General features: G+C 44.1%; 4 protein-coding genes. 2 read left to right on the plus strand and 2 right to left on the minus strand.

The annotated features are described in order from the left end of the window. On the plus strand, positions 1–236 hold a 236-nt coding region (locus Q4B82_RS09390), incomplete at its 5' end, for a metal ABC transporter permease (RefSeq protein WP_303066199.1). A gap of 485 nt (positions 237–721) precedes the next feature. After that, positions 722–1,990, plus strand: a complete 1,269-nt coding sequence (locus Q4B82_RS09395) for a DEAD/DEAH box helicase (protein WP_303066200.1) — start codon at positions 722–724, stop codon at positions 1,988–1,990. A 283-nt stretch (positions 1,991–2,273) separates the two neighbouring features. Here the strand turns inward: Q4B82_RS09395 and Q4B82_RS09400 are convergent, their stop codons facing one another. Continuing rightward, positions 2,274–2,531, minus strand: coding sequence for a formyltransferase family protein (locus Q4B82_RS09400; protein ID WP_303066201.1), 258 nt, complete (start codon positions 2,529–2,531; stop codon positions 2,274–2,276). Continuing rightward, a partial coding sequence (locus Q4B82_RS09405; RefSeq protein WP_303066202.1) for an ABC transporter ATP-binding protein occupies positions 2,434–3,290 on the minus strand: 857 nt, incomplete at its 5' end. The genes Q4B82_RS09405 and Q4B82_RS09400, both read right to left, overlap by 98 nt.

Below are 3,290 nucleotides of genomic sequence, written 5' to 3' on the forward strand. Positions count from 1 at the left end.
TGGCAATGTTGATTTCACCAGGGATTACGGGCTTTGTGTTGTGCAAACGTTTTGATAAAATGCTGTTGGTGGCAATTGTAAGTTCTTGTTTAACCAGCGTTTTGGGTGTAATTTGCAGTTACCATTGGGATTCGGCAACGGGTGCGACCATTGTGTTGTTTCAGGCGGTGTGTTTTGTCATTGCACTTTTGGGGGTGAAATTCATGGCTTGGCGCAATCAATTGTCAGCGGTTTAATTTAATCCACCATCAATCCAAAATACAGTGGATTCAATGTAAATCAGGATAAGGCGATTGCAACCGCTGTGTACAAAAAACAGTACATTACATAAGGGAGTTGGCCATGCAGTACTGGTTTAAATTGAATTTACCATAAATCAAATGGTTCATGGCCTTGAGGTTACCTGAAGGACAGGAACTGGCCAGATGATTGACGGTATTGTGGTTTTAACGATAAAATCATTGGCTTTAAATAGTTTTCAGAAGCCATCGTCTTCGACCTGTGCGGTCAGTCCGCATTGCTTTCTTTAATTAAGTCCACGCGCTTTGTCTAACGTCTATATATTAAAGTTAAAACGTTTTCAATTGAAGGTTGTCGCGATGTAACTCTGGTGCAAACCAGCGACAAGCTTTGTCATGCCTATTTGAGGCGTGGTTTTTCTGCTTCGATGCCGCTTGATGAATGAGCGGAAAGTCTTGTTGTGTCTTTTGAGTAAGTCAAAATGAGCATTCAATTCAGCGATTTATTACACGATAAAAATATTCTTTCTGCTTTGCGTTCGGCAGGTTATGTTGAACCTACGCCCATTCAGATGCAAGCCATACCCTTTGCTTTACAGGGTCGCGATATTATGGCTTCCGCACAAACGGGCTCGGGAAAAACTGCTGCTTTTTTATTACCATCATTGCAACGCATCATTCAGCGCAGTCAAAAATCAGGCAAAGGGCCGCGCATTCTTATTCTTACACCTACGCGTGAATTGGCCGCGCAAGTGGAAAAAAATGCCCAGACTTATGCACAAAATTTGAAATGGTTGCGGACAGTTACGTTGGTGGGTGGTACATCATTTGGTTTTCAAATTAAAGCATTGTCTCGACCTGTTGATGTGATTGTCGCCACACCTGGTCGGCTGATGGACCACATGAGAAGCGGTCGCATTGATTTTGAAAGATTGGAGGTTTTGGTATTGGACGAAGCCGATAGAATGCTGGATATGGGTTTCATCGATGATATCGAGACAATTGTCGCTGCAACCCCCAAAGAGAGACAAACACTTTTATTTTCGGCAACATGGGATGGCGAGGTTGGTAAGTTGGCACGCAAATTGACGCGCCAACCTGAAGTTTTGGAAATTGAACGTGTTGATGAACAAGGTAAAATTGATGAGCAGCTGCTCTATTGTGATGATAAAAATCACAAAAACCGCTTACTGGACCACATTTTGCGCGATGCTAATATTGACCAGTGCGTTATCTTTACATCAACAAAGGTCATGAGTGAGCAGTTGGCCGATGAATTGTATGAAAAAGGCTTTGCTGCCAATTGTCTGCATGGTGATATGCCACAAGGTTGGCGAAATCGAACATTAATGGATTTGCGTAAAGGCCGCATTAAAATTTTGGTTGCGACCGATGTGGCCGCGCGTGGTATTGATGTGCCGAGCATCACGCATGTCATCAATTATGATTTACCCAAACAGGCTGAAGATTATGTACATCGCATTGGGCGCACAGGGCGTGCTGGCCGACATGGCTTGGCCATTACTTTTGCCGAGGTTAATGAATATGTAAAAGTACATAAAATTCAAAAATACATTGGCCGAAATTTGCCCGAATGCACCATTGCAGGTTTGGAATCTACGCGCAAACGCAATAAGCAACATGCCGATAGACGCAAAAAAAACACATGGAATGGTAAGCGTAAAGATGTTGTTAAGGGTAAAACTTGGTCTGGTAAAAAAGGATTGGGTAAAAATAAGTCAAAAGCATAATGCCCATATCATGAAAATAGGCATTACCCCAAAGAGAGATTTCTTTGGGGTAGTTGTATTTGGTCTAAATGAAATTAAAGTGATTTAAAATCATTGATTTTTAAAGGGAATACGAGGCTAAAGGGTGTTTTTTGGTATTTTGATCCCACGCACAAAAACCCAGCCAACCAAACCAAGATAAATCGTCCCTAAAATTCTTTCACATTGTGAAACAGCTTTGCAAAAACAAAAAACAGCAAAAACGACGATAACATCGCATTTGCTGTTTTTCTATTACACAAAACTAACCCGACAATTTTCCCACCGCAAAAGCAGGTTCAAATGTTGCCAACGTTTCATCTTGTGCTTTGGGCTGAATGCTTTGCCAATTACGCAAATATTGTTGGAACAAACGCAAACCCATTGGCGCAAGTTCACGTTGCCACAAGGTTTGAGCCGTATCATCAGGTCGGATATGACACCAATCTTGCAACAAAATTGCCCCAGTATCCGCGCCATCGTCCATTTGATACAGCGTGCCACCTGTGATTTTTTCGCCCATGCAAAACGGCTGAAACCTGCGTCCACTTTTTATCACGCCGTAACGCATTGGCTAACGCTGGGTGCGATGTGTGAAACAAAGTCCGCATGGGTTTGTTGTAGCGATTTTGCCCCTGCCACCACATTTCACAACACGCATTCAAAAACTTCATGCCCACGCCAGCCCCTTGCCATTCGGGTAAAACGACCAAACGACACGCTCGCGCTTCCACCAAACCTTGTCGCGTGGAAAAGGCAATATGTGCCACAGGCTGACCGTTTACCAAGCCCATATAATGCGTTGCCGCAATCATGTGGGGCAATTTCAAATAATGATGCGGTTCAAACAATCGCCAGTCGGCTTGTTGGCATTCGTATATTTCCAATTCAATGCGCGGTCTTTGCCTTTCCCACCCCCATTGAAATTGAGCCGTATCGGTATCCAACACCCAATCGGGTTGAACCCAATCCAAAATATCATGATGACACGACAACAAAACCACTTTGCCATTGGTTCGCCGCCATGCTTTTGCAAATGCCCCTGCACCGATTTGCGCGATTTGTCTGTCCACCACCGAACTGAACTCGTCCAAAACGGCAAATTCAGGGGTTTCACAAATCAAACGCGCCAAATTTGCGCGGAATTGCTCGCCATTACTCAATACAGAATAAGGGCGCAACCAAGTCGGCACAGTCCCCAAGCCCACAGACGCAAGCGCGGCGGTTACATCATTAAATGCGCCATTGGGCGAAATCGCGTCCACGATTGGCACGGTTTTAT

Origin of the sequence: Alysiella sp., assembly GCF_030525755.1 — a bacterium.
Lineage (GTDB): Bacteria > Pseudomonadota > Gammaproteobacteria > Burkholderiales > Neisseriaceae > Simonsiella.

What these genes read in the sequence shown, in the direction of transcription:
- Q4B82_RS09395 (WP_303066200.1), top strand. Translation starts at nt 722, where the DNA reads ATGAGCATTCAATTCAGCGATTTATTACACGATAAAAATATTCTTTCT.
- Q4B82_RS09400 (WP_303066201.1), bottom strand. Translation starts at nt 2,531, where the DNA reads ATGGGCGAAAAAATCACAGGTGGCACGCTGTATCAAATGGACGATGGC.